At 67.2% G+C, this 18326-nt stretch carries 17 protein-coding genes; 12 read left to right on the top strand and 5 right to left on the bottom strand.

The window, feature by feature from the left end; genetic code table 11:
• The first annotated feature begins 37 nt into the window (after nt 1-37).
• Entirely contained in the window at nt 38-940 is a 903-nt protein-coding gene (locus tag G0A00_RS14890; RefSeq protein ID WP_164182455.1) for an AEC family transporter, read from the top strand.
• Nucleotides 941-957: 17 nt separating this feature from the next.
• On the opposite strand, the gene G0A00_RS14885 is transcribed toward G0A00_RS14890, so the two are convergent.
• Nucleotides 958-2037, bottom strand: a complete 1080-nt coding sequence (locus G0A00_RS14885; RefSeq protein ID WP_224899493.1) for an ABC transporter ATP-binding protein — start codon at nt 2035-2037, stop codon at nt 958-960.
• Nucleotides 2038-2495: 458 nt separating this feature from the next.
• Here G0A00_RS14885 and G0A00_RS14880 point away from each other — a divergent pair, with 458 nt between their 5' ends.
• From G0A00_RS14880 to G0A00_RS14855, 6 genes are read left to right on the top strand one after another with little or no spacing between them, the layout of a single operon-like run.
• Complete coding sequence (locus G0A00_RS14880) at nt 2496-5351, top strand: monovalent cation/H+ antiporter subunit A (RefSeq protein WP_164182458.1); 2856 nt, start codon at nt 2496-2498, stop codon at nt 5349-5351.
• A 3-nt stretch (nt 5352-5354) separates the two neighbouring features.
• Nucleotides 5355-5750, top strand: a complete 396-nt coding sequence (locus G0A00_RS14875; protein WP_066105600.1) for a Na+/H+ antiporter subunit C — start codon at nt 5355-5357, stop codon at nt 5748-5750.
• The gene (locus tag G0A00_RS14870) at nt 5747-7489 is read left to right on the top strand and encodes a monovalent cation/H+ antiporter subunit D (RefSeq protein ID WP_164182461.1); all 1743 of its coding nucleotides are present in this window, start codon (nt 5747-5749) and stop codon (nt 7487-7489) included. The genes G0A00_RS14875 and G0A00_RS14870 overlap by 4 nt, the downstream gene beginning before the upstream one ends.
• Nucleotides 7489-7992 (top strand): Na+/H+ antiporter subunit E, encoded by a 504-nt coding sequence (locus G0A00_RS14865; protein WP_164182463.1) that lies wholly within the window; start codon nt 7489-7491, stop codon nt 7990-7992. Before G0A00_RS14870 ends, G0A00_RS14865 begins: the two co-directional genes overlap by 1 nt.
• Nucleotides 7989-8261: a K+/H+ antiporter subunit F gene (locus G0A00_RS14860; RefSeq protein ID WP_203595389.1), complete on the top strand. Its 273-nt coding sequence runs from the start codon at nt 7989-7991 to the stop codon at nt 8259-8261. Before G0A00_RS14865 ends, G0A00_RS14860 begins: the two co-directional genes overlap by 4 nt.
• Complete coding sequence (locus G0A00_RS14855) at nt 8258-8653, top strand: Na+/H+ antiporter subunit G (RefSeq protein ID WP_164182465.1); 396 nt, start codon at nt 8258-8260, stop codon at nt 8651-8653. Before G0A00_RS14860 ends, G0A00_RS14855 begins: the two co-directional genes overlap by 4 nt.
• A 20-nt stretch (nt 8654-8673) precedes the next feature.
• Here G0A00_RS14855 and G0A00_RS14850 read toward each other — a convergent pair whose 3' ends face one another.
• Both G0A00_RS14850 and G0A00_RS14845 read right to left on the bottom strand, forming a co-directional pair.
• Entirely contained in the window at nt 8674-9222 is a 549-nt protein-coding gene (locus G0A00_RS14850; RefSeq protein ID WP_164182574.1) for an RSP_2648 family PIN domain-containing protein, read from the bottom strand.
• A gap of 8 nt (nt 9223-9230) precedes the next feature.
• Nucleotides 9231-10427, bottom strand: coding sequence for an RSP_2647 family RNA methyltransferase (locus G0A00_RS14845; protein ID WP_164182467.1), 1197 nt, complete (start codon nt 10425-10427; stop codon nt 9231-9233).
• 264 nt (nt 10428-10691) lie between these two features.
• Between G0A00_RS14845 and edd the strand changes: the two genes are divergently transcribed.
• Nucleotides 10692-12497, top strand: a complete 1806-nt coding sequence (gene edd / locus G0A00_RS14840) for a phosphogluconate dehydratase (protein WP_164182469.1) — start codon at nt 10692-10694, stop codon at nt 12495-12497.
• A 101-nt stretch (nt 12498-12598) separates the two neighbouring features.
• A complete protein-coding gene (locus G0A00_RS14835) occupies nt 12599-13240 on the top strand; it encodes a bifunctional 4-hydroxy-2-oxoglutarate aldolase/2-dehydro-3-deoxy-phosphogluconate aldolase (RefSeq protein WP_066105583.1) in 642 nt (213 codons plus the stop codon).
• 204 nt (nt 13241-13444) lie between these two features.
• Here G0A00_RS14835 and G0A00_RS14830 read toward each other — a convergent pair whose 3' ends face one another.
• Entirely contained in the window at nt 13445-13705 is a 261-nt protein-coding gene (locus G0A00_RS14830; RefSeq protein ID WP_164182471.1) for a hypothetical protein, read from the bottom strand.
• A complete protein-coding gene (locus tag G0A00_RS14825; RefSeq protein WP_164182473.1) occupies nt 13702-16479 on the bottom strand; it encodes a glutamine-synthetase adenylyltransferase in 2778 nt (925 codons plus the stop codon). The genes G0A00_RS14830 and G0A00_RS14825 overlap by 4 nt, the downstream gene beginning before the upstream one ends.
• Nucleotides 16480-16591: 112 nt before the next feature.
• On the opposite strand from G0A00_RS14825, the gene G0A00_RS14820 reads away from it, so the two are divergent.
• From G0A00_RS14820 to G0A00_RS14810, 3 genes are all read left to right on the top strand, one after another.
• Nucleotides 16592-17059: a YbaK/EbsC family protein gene (locus tag G0A00_RS14820; protein WP_164182475.1), complete on the top strand. Its 468-nt coding sequence runs from the start codon at nt 16592-16594 to the stop codon at nt 17057-17059.
• An 8-nt stretch (nt 17060-17067) separates the two neighbouring features.
• The gene (locus G0A00_RS14815) at nt 17068-17700 is read left to right on the top strand and encodes an alpha/beta family hydrolase (RefSeq protein WP_164182477.1); all 633 of its coding nucleotides are present in this window, start codon (nt 17068-17070) and stop codon (nt 17698-17700) included.
• Between the two features lie 168 nt (nt 17701-17868).
• On the top strand, nt 17869-18315 hold the full coding sequence (locus G0A00_RS14810) for a DUF2852 domain-containing protein (protein ID WP_164182479.1): 447 nt from the start codon (nt 17869-17871) through the stop codon (nt 18313-18315).
• The last annotated feature ends 11 nt before the right edge of the window (nt 18316-18326 follow it).

The raw sequence follows: 18326 nt of genomic DNA, 5'->3' as shown, positions 1-18326 counted from the left end.
GCCTGATCCAACCTTGGTATACCAAGACCGGAACCCCATGCTCACCGTCCTCACCCATGATATCCTGCCGGTCTTTGCGCTGCTGGCGCTCGGCTTTGCCCTTGGCAGGCGGCAGATTTTCACCCGGCAAGACGCGGCCTCGGCGAACCGCATCGCGCTGATGGTGCTGCAACCGGGGCTGATCTTTCCGCTGATCGCCACCGTGCCCTTCGCCGATTTCGACCTGCGCGCCCTGCTCACCTATGGTGCCTGCGAGGCCGCAGCCTTCGCCGCCTGCTACGCGCTGGCGCGGCGGCTTTTCCGCTGCGCGGCGCTGGAGGCTTGGCTGCTGGCGATGACGGTGATCTTCGTCAACTCGCTGCTTTATATCCGTCCGATCTCGCTGCTGATCTACGGCGAAAGCGGCGCGCTGCCGGTGACTGCCGTGGTCGCATGGGACACGGCGATCGCCTTTGCCTTCTTCATCATCAGCTCCGACCTGATCGCCCGCCCCTCGGCCGGACCGCTGCCCGCACTGAAGCGGCTGTCGGTCAACCCCACGCTGATCTCTATTGTGCTGGGCATCGCCGTGAACCTCTCTGGCCTGCCCCTGCCAGAGCCGATCCGCACCGCCTGCGATTTTGCCGGGGCTGGCACCGCGCCGCTGGTGCTCTTCGCGCTCGGCCTGCTGCTGTCGGGACAGAGCCTGAAGCCCTCGCCGGTGGTGGTGAGCTTTGCGGCGCTGAAACTCTTTGGCTTTCCGCTGCTGGTGACGCTGGCGCTGTGGCTGATGGGCGTCGCCGGGCAATGGCAGGCGCAGTTCACCCTGCTTGCCGCCGGACCCTCGGGCGCCATGGCCTTTGCGCTGGCGCTGCTGCATGGCACGCGCACCGACCGCATCGCGGCGGTAACGATCTGGACCAGCGCGCTATCGCTGCTGTCGCTGGCCGCGCTGGCCTGAACAGCTTTGATCTGGCCTCAGGCCGTCGCGGGGAAGACGAAGCAGCGGTCGCGCCGCACGGTCAGCCACAGCGGCGTGCCGGGTTTCGGCAGGAAGACATTCGGCACCGTGGCCTTGATCATGCCGCCATCGAAATCCATGCGGAACTCCACAAGGCTTTCCGAGCCCATGAAGCGCGCGCGCTCGACCACGCCGCGCGCCGGGGTGCCCGCCATCTGCGTCGGGTTCGGGCCGCGCCCGCCCCGGTCAAAGTCGATCCCCACGTGCTGCGGGCGGAAGACGATATCCACCTGCTCGCCATCGGGCACGCCGGGCGCAAGGAACGGGCCAAAGGGCGTCTGTGCAAGCGCGCCCTGAACTTTGCCGCTCAGCGTATTGATATCGCTGAAGAACGCCACCGCTGCCTTATCCGCCGGAGCGTTGTAGATGTTGTAGGGCGCACCGCGCTGAACGATCTTGCCGCCGCGCATCAGGGCGATCTCATCGGCCATGCGCATGGCCTCTTCGGGCTCATGGGTGACCAACAGAACCGAGGTACCCTCTTCCTTCAGCAGCGCCAGCGTCTCGTCGCGGATGCCGTCGCGCAGGCGGTTGTCGAGGCCCGAGAAAGGCTCGTCCATCAGCATGATGCGTGGCCTGGGCGCCAGCGCGCGCGCCAGCGCCACGCGCTGCTGCTCGCCGCCCGAAAGCTGGTGCGGGTATTCGTCGATGAAATGCCCAAGGCCGACCCGGTCCAGAAGTTCCAGCGCCCGCGCCTTCTTGGCGCTTGCGGAGCCCTTGAGGCCGAAGGCGACATTCTCGCCCACCGACAGATGCGGGAAGAGCGCGAAATCCTGAAACATCAGCCCGATTGCGCGGCGTTCTGGCGGGATGCGAAACACCGTGTCGCACACAAGCGTGCCGTCGACGTGGATCGAGCCGCTGTCCTGCATGTCGACCCCGGCGATCATCCGCAGCGTCGTCGACTTGCCGCAGCCCGAGGGCCCGAGCAGGCAGGTCACATCCCCCGGCTCGATGCTGAGCGAGACATCATCGACAACCGCGCGCCCCTCGAAACGCCGGACGAGATTTCGGACCTCCAGACGGGGTTGCGCCACTGCTGCCTGCCTCGCGTTGTTCCTGATGAAATGCATCGGGGATTGAGCTTACAAGCCGAAGTAGCAGCCCCCAGAGCGGCACACAAGGCGAAGGGGCCACCCGGCCAGCCCTGCCACGCGCTAACGGGGCAGAGATCCCGCAAACCGCCGCACCGCAAGGCAGAATTCCATGCAAAGCACCACCGGAGTCGGCCGCCGCAACCCTGCGTCAAATACGCACACCGACCGCGCAACCAAAAGATGTATCACAGAAACATCACATGTCCTCACGGGCCTCATGGCCATAGTAACCGGGGGTAACAATCGCAATAGTTCGGTGGAATTTTTAATCCTGACATTACCGTTAGATTTCGGCTAACTTTACTAAAATTCACGTCAGCGTAGCCGTTTTCGGGTTGTGATACCGTGTGAAATCGGCTGCCTTCTCTCGACGCCGCCAACGACGATCAGGGAGTTTCATGTCACTATTTATCATCGCGCTCCTGCCCTTCCTCGGAGCCTTGCTTCCGGGTTTGATGATTCAGGCGGGCCGGCGCGCCTGCGGAATGGCGACCCTGTTCGTCACCCTCGCAGCGCTGCTTGGCCTGATCACCCACCTACCCGCCGTCTGGGCCGGAGAGACCGTCACCGCCTCGGTCGCATGGATGCCCTCCATCGGCCTGAACGTGACGCTCTTCCTCGACGGGCTGGGCATGATGTTCGCCGCGCTGATCCTCGGGATCGGTGCGCTGGTGATCATTTACGCACGCTATTACCTGACGCGCGATGACAATATGGGCGAGTTCTACACCTATCTTCTGCTCTTTCAGGGCGCGATGGTGGGCATCGTCCTGTCGAACAACATCCTGCTGCTGCTGATCTTCTGGGAACTGACCTCGCTGTCGTCCTTCCTGCTGATCGGCTTTTGGAAACATCTGCCCGAGGGCCGTCAGGGCGCGCGTATGGCGCTGACCGTGACCGGCATGGGCGGGCTGGCGCTGATCGGCGGCATGCTTCTTCTGGGCTCGGCGGCGGGCACCTATGAGATCACCGAGATCCTCGCGCGGCGCGAGGTGATCCAAGCCTCGCCCTATTACGTTCCGGCGCTGCTGCTGATCCTGCTGGGCTGCTTCACCAAGTCGGCGCAATTCCCCTTCCACTTCTGGCTGCCGCACGCGATGGCCGCGCCGACGCCGGTGTCGTCCTATCTGCATTCGGCGACGATGGTGAAGGCGGGCATCTTCCTGATGGCGCGGCTCTGGCCCGCGCTGGCGGGCAGCGACGAATGGTTCTGGATCGTCACCACGGCGGGTCTGGTGACCATGGTGCTGGGCGCCGTCATCGGCCTCTTCAAGCACGACCTGAAGGCGCTGCTGGCCTTCTCGACGGTCTCGCACCTTGGCCTGATCACCATGCTTTTGGGCACCGGCACGTCTTATGGCGCGATGGCGGCGGTGTTTCACATCCTCAACCACGCGGCGTTCAAATGCTCGCTCTTCATGACGGCGGGGATCGTCGATCACGAGGCGCACACCCGCGACATCCGCCGTCTTGGCGGGCTGCGCCACCTGATGCCCGTGACCGCGACCATCGCCATCGTCGGCGCGCTGGCCATGGCTGGCATTCCGCTGTTCAACGGCTTTTTGTCGAAGGAAATGTTCCTCGAAGAAGCCTCGCACACCGTCCTTTTCGGCTCGCATTGGCTGGTGCCGGCGCTGGCGACGCTGGGGGCGATCTTCTCGGCCGCCTACAGCTTTCGCTTCATCGCCCATGCCTTCCTTGGCAAGACCCGCGACGACTATCCGCACAAGCCGCATGACCCGAATTTCGGCATGTGGGGGCCGCCAGCCTTCCTTGGCCTGATCGTCGTCACCGTGGGCTGCCTGCCCTTCCTTGCCGAACCCGTAGTGAAACGCGTTGCCGCCGCCGTCATCGGCGCCGAGGGCGAAGTCCCCGGCGCGCATCTGGCGCTGTGGCACGGGATCACCCCGGCGCTGATCATGTCGGTAATCGCCACTGTCGGCGGCCTGATCCTGCTGGCGCTCTTCACGCCGCTGCTGAAGGGTTGGGACGCGGCGCCCCGCCCCGAGGCCAAGCGCATCTTCGAAGCGCTGGTCGATGCCTGCGCGCGCGGCTCCGAGCGGCTGACGCAGGGCATGCACAACGGCAGTTTCTCGCGCTATGCGACGATCTTCACCGTCACCGTGCTGGCCGCTGCCGCGCATGCGTGGTTCACCGGATCCGTCGGCCCGGTCACCCGCGAGATCCTGCCCATCCAGCCGCTGCCGCTGGCGGGCTGGATCCTCATCCTCACCGCCACCACGCTCATTGTGCTGTTCCACCGCAACCGTCTGGTCGCGCTGATCCTGATGGGCGTGATCGGCACGATGGTGTCGATCGCCTTCAACTACCTTTCCGCGCCGGACCTTGCGCTGACGCAGATCTCGGTCGAAGTGGTGACGATCATCCTGCTGCTGCTGGCGCTGAACTTCCTGCCCAACACCACCCCCATCGAATCCACCTCGGCCCGCCGCCTCCGCGACGGCGCGCTGGCGGTGCTCGCCGGTCTTGGTACCGCAGGGCTGACCTATGCCATCCTGCGCCGCGATTTCTCGCTCGGCACGATCTCGGACTACATGCTCGAGAACTCCTACGCTGGCGGGGGTGGCACCAATGTGGTGAACGTGATCCTCGTGGACTTCCGGGGGTTTGATACCTTCGGCGAGATCATCGTGCTGGGGATCGCCGCTCTGGTGATCTATGCGGTGACCGAGGCGCTGCTGTCCGGCCCCGTCCGCGCCCGCCTGCTCAACCGCGTGCCCGACCAGAAACAGGCCGGTGACGCGCACCCGCTGATCATGGTGGTGGTCACGCGCCTGCTGCTGCCGGTGCTGCTGATGGTGGGCATCTACATCTTCCTGCGCGGCCATAACGAGCCCGGCGGCGGCTTCGTGTCGGGCCTCGTGGTGTCGATCGCGGTGGTGATGCAATACATGGCCTCGGGCTTTTCCTGGGCCAACGACCGCCAGCGCTACCCCTATCACGGGGTGATCGGCGCGGGCGTGCTGATCGCCGGGCTGACCGGGATTGGCGCATGGCTGTTCAGCCGCCCCTTCCTGACCTCGACCTTCGGCTACGTGAAGCTGCCGGGGCTCGAGAAATTCGAGCTGGCCTCCGCCATGGCCTTCGATCTGGGTGTGTTCCTGTCGGTCGTGGGTGCCGTGATGCTGTCGCTCGAGAGCTTCTCGCGCCTCGCCCGCCGCGCCGATACCGAGACCAGCGAGCACGCGATGGACATCGACCCCTCGCGCGACACCGAAACCGGAGAGGCCTGATCCATGGAGTTCCTCATCGCAACCGCCATCGGCGTGCTCACCGCCGCGGGGATCTATCTGGTCATGCGCAAGCGCACCTTCCCGGTGATCCTTGGCACCTCGCTGCTGACCTATGCCGTCAATATGTTCCTCTTCGCCTCGGGTCGGCTGGTGATCAACCAGCCCCCCATTCTGCGCGACGATGCCACAAGCTATACCGACCCGCTGCCGCAGGCGCTGGTGCTGACCGCCATCGTGATCTCTTTCGGGATGACCGCCGTGGTGGTGATGATCGCCCTCGCCTCTTACCTGAACGCCGATGACGACCATGTGGACGAGGCGCAGGCTCTGGCCAGCGAACGCCGCGCCGGAGATGAGCCTGCTGAAGGCCCGGCCGACGAGAAGGAGTCCCGCGCATGATGCACTGGATCATCGCCCCCGTGGTGCTGCCGGCCATGATGGCTGCCACCATCGTCCTCGCCGCCCGTTTCCACGACAGCCTGCAGCGGGTGTTCTCGCTGGGCTCGCTGGTGGCGCTGCTGGCGATTTCCATCGGCCTCTACATGCAGGCCTCGGACGGCACCATCACGCTTTACCAGCTGGGTCACTGGCAGGCCCCCTTCGGCATCGTGCTGGTCGCCGACCGGCTGTCGACGACTATGGTGCTGCTGACCGCGGTGCTGGCGCTGCCGGTGCTGATCTATGCCATCGGCTCGGGCTGGGACAAACGCGGGCAGCATTTCCACGCGCTCTTTCAGTTCCAGATCATGGGGATCATGGGCGCGTTCCTGACCGGCGACGCCTTCAACCTCTTCGTCTTCTTCGAAGTGCTGCTGATCGCCTCTTACGGCCTGATGATCCACTCGGGCGGGGCCACGCGCACCCGCTCGGGCGTGCAGTACATGCTCTACAACCTCTTGGGCTCGACACTGTTTCTCTTCGCGCTCGGCACGCTTTATTCGCAGGCGGGCACGCTGAACCTTGCCGATCTGGCGCTGCGCGTGCAGCAGATGGACCCCGAGAATTCCGCCGGGCTGCGCGTCGCGGCGGTGCTGCTGCTGCTGGTCTTCGCGGTGAAGGCGGCGCTGCTGCCGCTGCACTTCTGGCTGCCGTCGAGCTATGCCAATTCCCCCGCCCCGGTCGCCGCGCTTTTTGCGATCATGACCAAGGTCGGCGCCTACAGCATCATCCGCTTTTACACGCTGGTCTTCCCGCCCTCGCTGCCGCTGGTGCAGGGCGCGCATGAGGAATGGCTGCTGCCGCTGGCGCTGATCACGCTGGTCATCGGCATGATCGGCGTTCTGGGCACCCGCGAGATCGGCCGTCTGGTGGCCTTCTCGGTGGTCGGCTCGATGGGCATGCTGCTGGCCTCGGTGGCGCAGTTCACCCCCGAGGGGATTTCCGCCGCGCTTTACTACGCGCTGCACTCGACGCTGGCGACGGCGGCGCTGTTCCTGATCGTCGACGTGGTGCGCGAGCGTCGCGGCAGCGTCGCGGGCACCATCGAAGAGACCCTGCCCATGGCGGGCGGCGCGCTGGTGGCCGGGCTGTTCTTCATCGCCTCGATCGCCATGGCGGGCCTGCCGCCGCTGTCGGGCTTTCTGGGCAAGCTGCTGATCCTCGAAGCCGCGCAGCAAGGCACGCTGACATGGTGGGTCTGGGCAGCGGTGCTGGGCTCGTCGCTGATCGCCGTGGTGGGCTTTTCGCGCGCGGGCTCGACGATCTTTTGGAAGTCGCATCAGGTGGCGGTCGAAAACTGCGGCTCTGTTGACGACCCCGACGATGAACATGCCGCGCGCACGACCCACGAACCCGCTGACGACCATCCCCGGCTGCCGATGATCGCGATCGGCCTTCTGGTGGCGCTGCTGATCGCGCTGACCGTCTTCTCCGGCCCGGTGACGCGGCAACTCGACGCCACCGCGCAGCAGCTTTTCGCGCCGCAGCCCTACATCTCCACCGTGCTCGAGACGCCGGGCAAGGAGATCAAGGCGCACGGGGATGAGCACGGGGATGAGCACGGCGACGACCACGTGGAGACCGGCGAGGATGAGGCCAAGCACCTGCCCGCCGATGAAGCCCACGAAGACCCGCCGCATGACGGCGAGGCGCTGCACGGCGAGGACGCCAATGCACAAAGCACGGAAGGAGGACACTGATGGCCACCCGCTACATCCGCAGGCTCTTCCCGCATCCGCTGCTGTCGGTGGCGCTGGTGATCGTCTGGCAGTTTCTGTCGAATGATCCGTCGATCAACAGCCTCGTCTTCGGCGTGATCCTTGGCGTGCTGCTGCCCTTCGCCACCGCGGCCTATTGGCCGGACCGACCGCAGGTAACACGGCCGTGGAAGCTCATCCCCTATGGCCTCATCGTGGCGTGGGACATCATCACCGCCAATATCACCGTGGCGCTGATCGTGCTCTTCAAGCGCAATGACGACATCCATTCGAAATGGATCAGCATCCCGCTCGACGTGCGCACCCCCGAGGCGATCACCGCCCTGGCGGGCACGATCACCCTGACACCGGGCACCGTGTCGGTCGATCTGTCGAACGAGGGCCATGCGCTGCTGGTCCATGCGCTGCACGCCGATAACCCCGAGAAGGTCGCCCGCAAGATCAAGCAGCGCTACGAACGCCGCCTGAAGGAGATTTTCGAATGATCGTCACCTATGCGCTCATCTTCGCCTTCGTCGCGGTCAGCCTGTCGCTGCTGCTGACGATGATCCGCCTGATCAAAGGGCCGCACATCGGCGACCGCATCCTTGCGCTCGACACGCTGTCGATCAACGCGGTGGCGCTGATCATCCTCGTCGGCATCGCCGGGGCCACGCAGATTTACTTCGAGGCGGCGCTGATCATCGCCATGGTGGGCTTTGTGTCCACGGTGGCGGTCGCGCGCTTCGTGCTGAGGGGAGACATCATCGAATGACCCATGGCTACATCGACATCGCCATCGCCGCGGCACTGGTCATCGGCGGGCTGTTCACGCTGGTGGGCTCGGTGGGCCTGCTGAAGCTGCGCGCGCCCATGGCGCGGCTGCATGCCCCCACCAAGGCCTCGACGCTTGGCGTCGGCTCGATCCTGCTCGCCTCGGTGCTCTTTGCTTTCGCCTCGGATGCGCCTTCATATCACGAGCTGCTGATCATCGCGTTCCTGTTCATGACCGCGCCCGTCTCGGCCTATTTCATCTCGAAGGTGCATATCCATCTGCAGAACCAGCGCGACCCGCTGCCGAAACCGGCGCGCGACCGCATCTGGGCAACGATGGCAAAGCGCGAGGAAGACACGCCGAGCGTGCCGGAGATGAAACCGGAAAACTGACCCCTGCGGAGTGTGGCGGCTCAGCCCGCCGCCTCCAGCGCCTTGCCGAGCCGTGGCAGACGCGCCTTCTTGAGCAGGCTGCGCATGGTCCAGTCTTCGCCCGAGAGCCGTCGCGCTTCGGCCAGAACGCCCTCGCAGGCGTCCCGCACCTTGCCCGGATTGGCCTCGAACATGCCGCGCAGAAAACCGTCGGCATCGACCCGGCTGAGCCCCTCCTCGGCGAGGATGCCGCGCGGGAAATCCTTGGCGTTCTCGGTGACGATGATGTCCGCACTGCCAGAGATGGCCGCCGCCAGCACGTGAAGATCCGCCGGATCGGGCAGCCACAGCCGGTCTTCCATGGCGGGCTGATAGCGCACCTCGGAGTTAGGCCAAGCCGCCCGGACCTGCGCGATCTCGCCGCGTGCCTGCACCTCGCCCATCGGCCCCAGCTTGCGCGAGGCCAGCGCCCATTCCTCGAGGATGCGCGCCGACCATAGCGGTTGAAAGAGCCCCTGTGCGGCGACGCCCAGCAGCACCTCGCGCATCACCGTCGGGTAGATGACGCAGGTGTCGAGCAGGACTTTCACCGGCTGGCTCACAGCCGGAACACCAGCGCCTTCAGATAGCCCGATTCCGCCAGCTGCGGCAGCAGCGGATGGTCCGGCCCGGCAAAGCCGGTGTGCAGCAGCTGCGCGCGCCGCCCGGCCCGGCCAATGCCACGCAGACAGGCGCCGGTGAAGCTCGACAGATCCGCCGCATGGCTGCACGAGCAGAGCACCAGATAGCCGCCCTCTTCCACGAGCGGCGCCGACAGCCGCGCAACCTTCTCATAGGCGCGCAGCCCCGCTTCCAGCGCGGGCTTGGCCGGGGCGAAGGCGGGCGGGTCGCAAACCACGAGGCCAAAGCGCGCGTCTTCCTGCCCCAGCGCCTCGAGCGTGTCGAAGGCGTCGCCCTGACGGGTGGCAAAGCGCTCCGCCGCGCCCATCCGCTTGGCGCCTTCCTCGGCCAGCGCCAGCGCAGAGGCCGAGCCGTCCACCGACAGCGCGCTCGATGCGCCACCCGCGAGCGCCGCCAAAGCGAAACCGCCAACGTGAGAGAAGACGTCGAGCATCTTCTGACCGCTCGCCAGCCGCGCCGCAAAGCCGTGGTTCGGGCGCTGGTCGTAGAACAGCCCGGTCTTTTGCCCGCCGGTGAGGTCGGCCATATAGGTGGCGCCATTCATCTCCACCGGCAGCGGCGCCTCGGGCGCTTGGCCCAGCAGCACCGCATCCTGATCGTCGAGGCCCTCAAGCTGGCGACCGCGGCCCCCGGCGTTCTTGAGGATATTCGTGACCCCCGTGACCTCGGCCAGCGCCTCGGCCAGCTGCGGTAGCAGCAGCTCGGCCCAAGCGGCGTTGGGCTGGATCACCGCGGTGTCGCCGAAGCGGTCGATGATCACCCCAGGCAACCCGTCGGCCTCGGCATGCACCAGCCGGTAGTAGGGCGCCGGGAAGAGCCGCATGCGCAGCTCCAGCGCGCGGGTCAGCTTGGCCGCCAGCCATGCCTTGTCGATCACCGCCTCGGGATCGCGGTCGAGCATCCGGCAGGTGATCTTCGAATCCGGCGTCAGCCCGACAAGGCCAAGCGGCTTGCGCTCGTTGTCCTCAAGCAGGGCGACGGTGCCCGCCGGCAGCTTCTTGGTGCGGCGGTCGAGGACCATCTCGTTGGAATAGACCCAAGGGTAGCCACGGCGCAGCGCCTGCGGCTTGGTTTTGGGAAGGAGGCGGACGGTGGGAATATCAGGGGTGCTCATGGCGCCCCTTTAGCGCCGCGCGCGGCACTTGGGAAGCGTCTTCGCGGTCTGGCCCGCACGGGCGCGCGGTCTTTCCCCGACCGCCACAGGCATCAGCCCTTGCCCGGCCTCCCTGCCCCAATTTCGCGCGGAGGCCCCGGCCCGCGGCCCGCTGCGGTTCTTCGACCTTTACTGATAGCGCTAACCGGGCTACATGCTACGGCAAGGACGCCAGACCGGGCAGCCCACGCGGGGCCAGCCGGAAAGCGAAAGGAGCTCCCTCTCATGTCGCTCAACGCCACCATCGCCAAAGTCACCAAGGACATCGAGGACCGCTCGGAGAAACTCCGCGGCACCTATCTCGACCGTATGCGCCGCGCCGCCGAGGAAGGCCCGCGCCGCGCGCATCTCACCTGTGGCAATCAGGCCCACGCCTATGCCGCCACCGGGCAGGACCAGCAGGCGCTGGCAACGGGCCGCGCCCCGAACCTTGGCATCGTCACCGCCTATAACGACATGCTCTCGGCCCACCAGCCTTACGAGCGTTACCCCGAACTGCTGCGCGCAGCCGCGCGTTCGGTCGGCAGCACGGCGCAGGTGGCGGGCGGGGTTCCGGCCATGTGCGACGGCGTCACCCAAGGCCAAGTGGGCATGGAGCTCTCGCTCTTCTCGCGCGACGTGATCGCGCTGGCCGCGGGCGTTTCGCTTTCGCACAACACCTATGACGCCGCCGTCTACCTCGGCGTCTGCGACAAGATCGTGCCCGGCCTCGTCATCGCCGCCGCCACCTTCGGCTATATCCCCGGCCTGTTCCTGCCCGCCGGGCCGATGACCTCCGGCCTGCCGAACGACGAGAAAGCCAAGGTCCGCCAGCAGTACGCCACCGGCGAGGTTGGCCGCGACAAGCTGATGGAAGCCGAGATGAAGAGCTACCACGGCCCCGGCACCTGCACGTTCTATGGCACCGCCAACTCCAATCAGATGCTGATGGAGTTCATGGGTCTGCACCTGCCCGGCAGTTCCTTCATCAACCCGAACACGCCGCTGCGCGATGCGCTGACCGAGGCCGGGGCGAAACGGGCGCTGGCGATCACCGCGCTCGGCAATGAGTATCGCCCGGTCTGCGATGTGCTCGACGCCAAGGCCTTCGTGAACGGCATCGTCGGGCTGATGGCCACGGGCGGGTCGACCAACCTCGTGCTGCACCTTCCGGCCATGGCGCGCGCCGCGGGCGTGGCGCTGGAGCTGTCGGACTTCGACGCGATCTCGCAGGCGGTGCCGCTGATGGCCAAGGTCTACCCCAATGGGCTGGCGGACGTGAACCACTTCCACGCCGCGGGCGGGCTGCAATACATGATCGGCGAGCTTCTGGACGCGGGCCTCATGCATGAGGACGTCAAGACCGTCGCCGGCGACGGCATGAGCCTCTACACCCAAGAGCCCAAGCTCAAGGATGGCGCCATCGTCTATGAGGACGCCCCGCGCGCCAGCCAGAACGACAAGATCCTCCGCCCCGCCTCGGATCCGTTCCAAAAGAGCGGCGGGCTCAAGCAGATGATCGGCAACCTCGGCCATGGCATCATGAAGATCTCGGCGGTGAAACCCGAGCATCACGTCGTCGAGGCCCCGGTGCGCATCTTCCACGATCAGGCGCAGGTGAAAGACGCCTTCAAGGCGGGCGAGTTCACCTCCGACACCATCGTCGTGGTGCGCTTCCAAGGGCCGAAATCGAACGGCATGCCCGAGTTGCACAGCCTGACGCCGACGCTGGCGGTGCTGCAGGACCGCGGTCTCAAGGTGGCGCTGGTCACCGACGGGCGCATGTCCGGCGCGTCGGGCAAGGTGCCCTCGGCGATCCACGTCTGCCCCGAGGCGGCCGACGGCGGCCCGCTCGCCAAGCTGCGCGACGGCGACATCGTGCGGCTCGATGCGGGCAGCGGCACGCTGCAATGTCTCACCGAGGGCTTCGAGGACCGCGAGAATGCCACCGCGGACCTCTCGGGCAACGGCCACGGCGTCGGGCGCGAGCTTTTCGAGGCCTTCCGCCAGAACGTCGGCCTCGCCTCCAACGGCGCGGCAGTGGTCGTCTGACCCTGCCCGGGACATGCGCGGGCCTTGCCCTTTCATCTTTCTGAAAATACTCAATAGCTGACCGATCCGGTCCTTCCGACATCCAGACAAAGGCCCCGCCCATGACTCCCCAGGACGCCAGCCGCTCCAACGAAGCCCTCTGCAAGCTCGCCCCGGTGATTCCGGTGCTGGTGATCGACGACGTCGCCCATGCCCGCCCGCTGGCCGAGGCGCTGGTGGCCGGCGGCCTGCCGGTGCTCGAGGTCACGCTGCGCACCCCGGTGGCGCTCGACGCGATCCGCGAGATGGCCAAGGTCGAAGGCGGCGTGGTTGGCGCGGGCACGCTGCTGACCCCCGAGGACGTGAAAGCCGCGGTCGAGGCCGGGGCGAAATTCGGCGTCTCGCCGGGCGCGACGGATAAGATCCTCGACGCCTGCGAGGCGGCCGATCTGCCGCTGCTGCCCGGCGCCGCCACCGCCTCCGAGGCCATGGCGCTGCTCGAGCGCGGCTACACCGTGCAGAAATTCTTCCCCGCCGAAGCCAATGGCGGCGCCCCGGCACTCAAGGCCATCGGCGCGCCGATCCCGCAGGTCAAATTCTGCCCCACCGGCGGCGTCAGCATGAAGAACGTCGGCGATTACCTGTCGCTGAAGAACGTGCTCTGCTGCGGCGGGTCGTGGGTCGCGCCTAAGGATCTCATGCAGGCGGGCGACTGGGACGGCATCGTGGCGCTCGCCAAGGAAGCCGCGGCGCTGCCGCGCTGATCGCGCCAGAGGGAGCCTGAGGGGGCCAGAGGGAGCCAGAGGGAGCCAGAGGGGGCGCTGCCCCCTCGCCGCTACGCGGCTCACCCCCGGCGTATTTGGAAAGAGAAGAAGAAGAAGAAGAAGGCAGGGCGTGACGGTCCTGCCTTCTTCTCTTTGAAAATACGCGCGCCGCAGGCGCTCTTCAGACCTGTCTGACCTGTCGCCTCAGAGCCGCCGTGCCGCGCGGCCACCGCGCCGCCGGGGGACTCTTTCCTCGCCAAGCCCCTGCTTCAGCACCGCAGTCATCGGGTGGCCGGGCACGTCATGGCGCGCGATCAGCCCCGACAGCGCCGCCTGCACATCCGCGCCTTCCGGCAGCGACAGCGCCCAGTCGAGGAAGATCGAGCGGCATTCCTCAGAGGTGATGCCCTCGATGCGGTAGGCCTCGGCGATCAGCGCCTTCGGATCGAGCGCGTCGCCCTTCATGCCTCGGGCTCCGGCAGCGCGGCGGTGATGATCTGCGCCGCGCGGCCCGACATCTGCGCCAGTTTCTCGCGCAGCGCCTCCGGTCCCTCGACCCCGGCCAGCCCGGTAAGGAAGGTGCAGCCGCCCACGCCCAGTTCCTCGGGGTCGAGCGCGCCTTCGGTGATCAGCCGCGCGCCTATCTGCAGGCTCCAGCACAGCCGGTAGGTGGCGGCGAGGTGATCGGCCTCCTCGCGGGTGAGCCAGCCCTCTTGCGCCGCTGCGGCAAGACCGCGCGCGGTGCGCCGGGGCGCCTTGCCCGAGATCAGCGCCCCGGCCTGGCCCACCAGCTCGATATCCTGCATCCGGCCCTGCCCCAGCTTCGGATCCCAAGGATCGCCCCCGCCCTTGGCGGCAGCGATGCGCGCGCGCATCTTCGACAGCTCTCCGAGCACATGCGCCTGCTCTTGCGGGCCGGCCAGCAGTTCGCGCCGCCGTGCCTCGACCTCGCTCGCCAGATCGCCCGGCCCGGCCACCACCCGCGCGCGGGTCAACGCCAGATGCTCCCAGACCCATGCGTTCTCGCGCTGGTATTCGGTGAAGGCGGTGAGCGAGGTCGCCACCGGGCCCTGATTGCCCGAGGGGCGCAGACGCATGTCGATCTCGTAGAGCTTGCCCTCGGCCATCGGGGCCGACATGGCGGTGATCAGCGCCTGAGTCAGCCGCGCATAATAGGTGCGCGCGGGCAGCGGGCGCGGCCCGTCGGAGGCCTCCACCCCATCCGCGTCGTAGATCACGATGAGATCGAGATCCGAGCGCGCGTGCAGCCGCCCCGCGCCGAGGCTGCCCATGCCCACCACCACAGCGCCCCGCCCCGGCGCAGGCCCGTGCTTGCGGGCGAACTCCTCCTGCACCACGGGAAAGAGCGCGGCGAGCACCGCCTCGGCCAGTTCCGCGTAATGCTGCCCCGCCTCCTGCGGCTCCGACAGGCCGCGCAGCAGGTGCACGCCGATGCGGAAATGCCCCTCGCGCTGCCAGCGCCGCGCCAGATCGAGGCGGCGCTCGTAGTCGTCTTCGGCCCCCAGCCGCGCGGCGAGATCGGCAGCCATGGCCGAGGCTCCCGGCCATGGCGCGAAGAAATCCCCACCGATCACCGCATCGAAGACCTGCGCGTTGCGCGACAGGTGCCGCGCCAGATCGGGCGAGACCGAGACGATATCGACCAGCAGATCGACCAGCTGCGGGTTGGCCTCGAACAGCGAGAACAGCTGCACCCCCGCCGGAAGTCCCGCAAGAAAGCCGTCGAAGGCGGTGAGCGCCTCTTCGGGTTTGGCAGCGCGGCCAAGGCGGCTGAGGATCTCTGGGCGCAGCCGTCCCCAGATCTCCACCGCCCGGCTCGAGCGCAGCGCCGGGTAGCTGGGCCAGCGCGCCACCAGCGGGCTTTGCTCCAGCGCCGAGGGCACCTGCGGCTCGCTGCGGCTTTCGGGGGCGAAGAAGCCTTCGGTCAACTCGTGCACATCCTCGAGCCGGGCCTTGAGATCGGCCTTCAGCTCCGCAAGGTCCCGGCCCGCAAGCGCGGCGAGCCGGGCAAAGCCCTCTTCATTGCCGGGCAGCGCGTGGGTCTGGGCGTCCTGCACCATCTGGATGCGGTGCTCGATCTCGCGGTGCGCGCGGTAGTGGCCGGTGAGGGTTTCGGCCACCTGCGGCGGCACCCAGCCCTTCTCGGCCAGCACCCGCAGCCCCGGCACCGTGCCGCGCACGCGCAGGTCAGGATCGCGGCCCCCGGCGATGATCTGCCGGGTCTGGGTGAAGAACTCGATCTCGCGAATGCCGCCACGGCCCAGCTTCATATTGTGCCCCGGCAGGGTGATCGGCCCGGTCAGCCCCTTGGTCTCGCGGTAGCGCAAGCGCATGTCATGGGCGTCTTTGATGGCGGCGAAATCGAGGTGCTTGCGCCACACGAAGGGGCGCAGCGCGTCGATGAAGCGCCCGCCCGCCTCCGGATCGCCCGCGCAGGGCCGCGCCTTGATCCATGCGGCGCGCTCCCACGCGCGGCCAAGGCTCTCGTAGTAGCGCTCGGCGGCCTCCATCGCCATGCACACCGGGGTGACGGCGGGATCGGGGCGCAGCCGCAAATCGGTGCGGAAGACATAGCCCTCGCCGGTGAGATCGTTGAGCGTGGCGCTCATGCGTTTGGTGGCGCGGATGAAGGAGGCGCGCGCCTCGTGGTAATCGTCGCGCCCGTAGCGGCTTTCGTCGAAGAGGCAGATGAGGTCGATGTCAGAGCTGTAGTTGAGCTCTCCCGCCCCCATCTTGCCCATGGCAAAGACCACCATGCCGCCCGCAGTGGCGATGTCGGCCTCGGTGGCGCCGGGCAGCTTGCCGCGTTTCACCTCGCGCCCGATCGCCTCGCGCAGGGCGATCTGCACCGCCAGATCGGCAAAATCGGTGAGCGTGCCGGTGACCTGCTCCAGCGGCCAGACCCCGCCGAGATCGGCCAGCCCCGACAGCAGCGCGACGCGGCGCTTGGCCTGCCGCAGCGGCACACCGGGATCGCCGTCGAGGCCGCGCAGATCCGACCAGAGCGCCGCGAGCGTGTCCTGCGGGTTGTCGAGCGCGCCCTCCAGCCAGCCCGCTTCCTTGCGGATCAGCCCGCCGAGATAGGGGCTGGAGCCGCCGGTGCCCCGGATCAACTCGGCGATCTGGCCCTTGGCCCAAGGCGCGGCGGCCAGCGCCTCGTCGCCGAGATCGGGCTCGAAAGGATGCGGCAGGCGGGTGATGGCGGCTTCGAAACTCATGGCGGCAGATGGCCACGAGTGGCGCCATTGTGCAATGCCAAGTGGCGATCAGCGGCTTGCCGCGCCGCCGCATCGGGCGTTATCCCTTGGCCGGAAGAGACAGGAGACGGATATGAGCAAGAGCCTCAAACGGGTGCGCGCGGCGCTGGATGACGCCGGGCTGCCGGTGGAGATCGTCGAGGTGGAGAAGGCCCGCACCGCGCAGGAGGCCGCCGAGGCCGTGGGCTGCGCGCTCGACCAGATCGCCAAGTCGATCATCTTCCGCGCCGAGGACAGCGGCGATGCGGTGCTGTTCCTCACCGCGGGCGGCAACCGTGTCTGTGCGCAGAAAGCCTCGGAGGTGGCGGGCGAGCCGCTGGGCAAGGCCGATGCGGCGCTGATCCGGGGCCAGACCGGCTTTGCCATCGGGGGCGTCTCGCCGGTGGGGCACCTCAATCCGATCCGGGCGTGGATCGACCCGCGCCTGCTGGAGTTCCCGCAGGTCTGGGCCGCCGCAGGCACGCCGCGTCACCTCTTTGCCATCGACGCGCATGTGCTGCCCGGACTGACCGGCGCCGTGCCCGCGCAATTCACCGAGTGAGCGGCGCCATGGATTTCGTGATGACCGGCGACGAGGCGGCGCGGGTGACGGTGCTGCTGGCCCATGGCGCCGGGGCGGCGATGGACAGCCCCTTCATGGAGCGGATCGCGGCGCTGCTTGCCGCGCAGGGCCTGCGCGTGGCGCGGTTCGAGTTCGCCTATATGGCGCAGCGGCGCGAGGGCGGATCGAAGCGCCCGCCGCCGAAGGTCGAGCTGCTGCAGGAAGAATACCGCGCGGCGGTGCAGGCGCTGGCCTGTGACAGCCCGTTGATCATCGGCGGCAAATCCATGGGTGGGCGGGTCGCCAGCCTGATTGCGGAGGATCTCTTTGCCGAAGGGCACATCGCCGGGCTGCTCTGCCTCGGCTATCCGTTCCACCCCACCGGCAAGCCCGAAAAACTGCGCACCGAGCATCTGGCCGCGCTTCAGGTGCCGACGCTGATCTGTCAGGGCACGCGCGACCCCTTCGGCACCCGCGAAGAGGTGGCGGGCTACGGGCTGCCCCAGCGGATCGCGCTGCACTGGCTGGAGGACGGCGATCACGATCTCAAACCGCGCAAGCGGGCCTCGGGTCTGGATCACGAGGACAATCTGCAAAGCGCGGCCTCTGCGGTTGCCGAGTGGGCGGCGCGGCTGAGCTGATCCGCCTGCCGCGCGCCTTGGCCTGAGCGGGACCATCCTACGGCCAGAACCATCCCGCACGAAAAATGTAAAAACCTTTCACATCACCCCTTGAAGGCGGCGGGGGCAATACCGATCTGATGTAATGTGAAAAGCATTCACATCACCCGAACCGAAAGGAAACGACCCATGACCGCCGCCTCGCAGCACTACACTCAGCCCGCCAACCCCGGCTGGCTCAGACGTGCCGAGTTCTGGCTCGACCAGCGGGGCAAACCCGCGTGGATCGTCGCCATGATCCTCGGTTTCATGATTTTCTGGCCCATTGGCCTCGCCCTTCTTGCCTATATGATCTGGAGCAAACGCATGTTCGGAAAGTCCTGCCGCCACCGCCGCTCGGAGCGTCACACCGCCTTCCAGCACGGGTTCAACGCCATGCGTCCCAGCGGCAACGCCGCCTTCGACGCCTATAAGACCGACACGCTGCGCCGCCTCGAGGACGAGCAGAAGAGCTTTGAGGACTTCCTGCAGCGTCTGCGCGAAGCCCGCGACAAGGCCGAGTTCGACCAGTTCATGGACGAACGCTCGCGCATCGCCCGCGAAGAGCGCGAAAAGGGCGAAACCGAAGAGGCCTGATAGCGGGCCGC

This window comes from Salipiger sp. PrR002 (assembly GCF_010500775.1).
Taxonomy (GTDB): domain Bacteria; phylum Pseudomonadota; class Alphaproteobacteria; order Rhodobacterales; family Rhodobacteraceae; genus Salipiger.
This window is presented reverse-complemented; position numbering and strand designations above follow the sequence as displayed.

Bases quoted from the DNA above. Each gene is read 5' to 3' on its own strand.
- G0A00_RS14865 (WP_164182463.1), top strand. From the start codon at position 7,489: ATGGCCACCCGCTACATCCGCAGGCTCTTCCCGCATCCGCTGCTGTCG.
- G0A00_RS14880 (WP_164182458.1), top strand. From the start codon at position 2,496: ATGTCACTATTTATCATCGCGCTCCTGCCCTTCCTCGGAGCCTTGCTT.
- G0A00_RS14890 (WP_164182455.1), top strand. From the start codon at position 38: ATGCTCACCGTCCTCACCCATGATATCCTGCCGGTCTTTGCGCTGCTG.
- G0A00_RS14825 (WP_164182473.1), bottom strand. From the start codon at position 16,479: ATGAGTTTCGAAGCCGCCATCACCCGCCTGCCGCATCCTTTCGAGCCC.
- G0A00_RS14860 (WP_203595389.1), top strand. From the start codon at position 7,989: ATGATCGTCACCTATGCGCTCATCTTCGCCTTCGTCGCGGTCAGCCTG.
- edd (WP_164182469.1), top strand. From the start codon at position 10,692: ATGTCGCTCAACGCCACCATCGCCAAAGTCACCAAGGACATCGAGGAC.
- G0A00_RS14855 (WP_164182465.1), top strand. From the start codon at position 8,258: ATGACCCATGGCTACATCGACATCGCCATCGCCGCGGCACTGGTCATC.
- G0A00_RS14820 (WP_164182475.1), top strand. From the start codon at position 16,592: ATGAGCAAGAGCCTCAAACGGGTGCGCGCGGCGCTGGATGACGCCGGG.
- G0A00_RS14870 (WP_164182461.1), top strand. From the start codon at position 5,747: ATGATGCACTGGATCATCGCCCCCGTGGTGCTGCCGGCCATGATGGCT.
- G0A00_RS14815 (WP_164182477.1), top strand. From the start codon at position 17,068: ATGGATTTCGTGATGACCGGCGACGAGGCGGCGCGGGTGACGGTGCTG.
- G0A00_RS14845 (WP_164182467.1), bottom strand. From the start codon at position 10,427: ATGAGCACCCCTGATATTCCCACCGTCCGCCTCCTTCCCAAAACCAAG.
- G0A00_RS14830 (WP_164182471.1), bottom strand. From the start codon at position 13,705: ATGAAGGGCGACGCGCTCGATCCGAAGGCGCTGATCGCCGAGGCCTAC.
- G0A00_RS14835 (WP_066105583.1), top strand. From the start codon at position 12,599: ATGACTCCCCAGGACGCCAGCCGCTCCAACGAAGCCCTCTGCAAGCTC.
- G0A00_RS14875 (WP_066105600.1), top strand. From the start codon at position 5,355: ATGGAGTTCCTCATCGCAACCGCCATCGGCGTGCTCACCGCCGCGGGG.
- G0A00_RS14810 (WP_164182479.1), top strand. From the start codon at position 17,869: ATGACCGCCGCCTCGCAGCACTACACTCAGCCCGCCAACCCCGGCTGG.